Source organism: Gardnerella sp. 26-12 (assembly GCF_001660745.1).
Classification (GTDB): Bacteria; Actinomycetota; Actinomycetes; order Actinomycetales; family Bifidobacteriaceae; genus Bifidobacterium; species Bifidobacterium swidsinskii.
The window spans coordinates 1-1,844 of the sequence record NZ_LWSR01000142.1 but is presented as its reverse complement, the minus strand read 5'-3'; the positions used below and the strand labels follow the sequence as shown (position 1 = coordinate 1,844).

The 1,844-nt window shown below is 36.1% G+C and carries 2 protein-coding genes; both read left to right on the top strand.

The genetic code is table 11. From position 1 onward, the window contains the following. Nucleotides 1-607: ABC transporter permease (locus A5295_RS05895; RefSeq protein WP_064622154.1), on the top strand; the 607-nt coding region annotated here is incomplete at its 5' end. A gap of 213 nt (nt 608-820) precedes the next feature. Beyond that, a complete protein-coding gene (locus A5295_RS05890; RefSeq protein WP_064622152.1) occupies nt 821-1,819 on the top strand; it encodes an ABC transporter substrate-binding protein in 999 nt (332 codons plus the stop codon). Nucleotides 1,820-1,844 lie beyond the last annotated feature (25 nt).

Genomic DNA, 1,844 nt, shown 5'->3' with positions numbered 1-1,844 from the left:
ATCCTTAGGAATAAGTATTTTACGAGTTCTTTTAGGGCTTTTGTTAGGAATTATTTTTGCTGTTCCTGCAGGCATACTTGCAGGAGGCAGTAAACTTGGCAATATTGTAGTTGATAAACCAAGCCACATGTTGAGATCAATTCCATTCCCGGCTTTAGCTCCAATATTAATAATTTTCCTCGGAATAGACGAAACGATGAAAATAGCGCTTATAGCTGTTGGCGTTTTTGGACCTATGTACGTTAATATTCGCGACGGAGTGCGTAATATTGATCCAAAACTTCTTGAATTAGCGCAGGTTTATCACGTTAAAAAATCTACTATTTTTATATCTATTTTGCTTCGCGGCACACTTCCAAGTTTTATGACAGGTTTGCGATTTGCAATATCTGTAGCATGGGTTGCATTAGTGACTTGCGAAACAGTTAATTCTTCTATTGGAATTGGATACATTCTTTCAAGAGCGCAAGAATTCTTTAGGCCAGATCAAATGATGGCATGCGTTATTATGTACGCAATTGCAGGTCTTGGATCTGAGCTTACTACAAACATATTAGAGTATCTTCTTATACCTGAACGCAGATTAGATAGAAAATCACGCAAATAATCTAGTAATATCAACATTTTTCTAAAGTAACTACTTTTTAAAATGCATTAAATTGCTTTTAAGAATTAGTCAATATTTAGATTCAACAACCAAATAATAACAACCAAACAAACAACAGATAAACAAAACAACAAACAAAACAACAAACAAAACAACAAACAAAACAACAAACAAAACAACAAACAAAACAACAAACAAAAGGAGCTGTATATCATGGCTAATTTAAAAATGCGATTTTCTAAAAAGAGCATTATTGCATTAATCTGCGCTGCTTGTGCAACTGTATCTCTTGCAGCTTGCGGAAACTCACAAAAATCATCAAGCGCTTCTTCAAAAGAAGACGCTGGAACTATGAGAGTTGCTTATCTTTCAACAGCAAATTATTTAACTACTTTGAAAAATGAGAAATTCCTTCAAGACGAATTTGGCAAATCTAAGGTAGTTTACACTGGTCCTTACACTCCAGTTGATGGTCTTACTGCTGTTATGAGCGGAAATGCAGATGCTACAACTACTGGAACTGGACGCTTCATTGATTTGATTGCTGAAGGACAACCATGGGTAGCTTTTGCGCTCGAATATTACAATGGTGATTCTCAAGGAATCGTTGCATCCGCAAAAAGCGGAGTGAAAACACTAAAAGACTTATACGGCAAAAAAGTTGCTATTATTCACAACGGTGACACTGGCGATTACATGCTTCACCGCGCATTCGATAAAAGCGGTTTAGACGTTTCTAAAGTTAACAAAGTTGAGATGAGCCCTAAGAACTTCCAGGCAGCATTTACTTCTGGACAGATTGACGCAATTTCCTCATTCGATCAGAATCTTGCTGCAGCAATGACAACTCCAGGCGCAAAATTGCTTGTAAATGCTAAAAAGTACGGCAATATGAACGTTACTATTCACATTGTTTCTAAGAGCTTTGCCAAAAAGCATCCAGATCTTGTTAAGAAGATGTACAAGGCTCTTGTTCGCGAAGCAGAAAAGTCTCATAAAGAAAACAATGTTATTGGAAACGCTTACAAGCAGCTCGGAGCAAGCGAAACTATTATTAAGCAAATTGAAAAGTTTGACAATCCAACTATTCGTCCAATCGATGAAAAAGGTTTGAAAATGATGGAAACTCAGGCTAAAGAATACGTGAAATATGGTTTAATTAAGCAAGCTCCAAAGAATTTGAAAGATTCTGTAATGGATTGCACGAAGTAAATTAATCCATATATCTATAAAACAC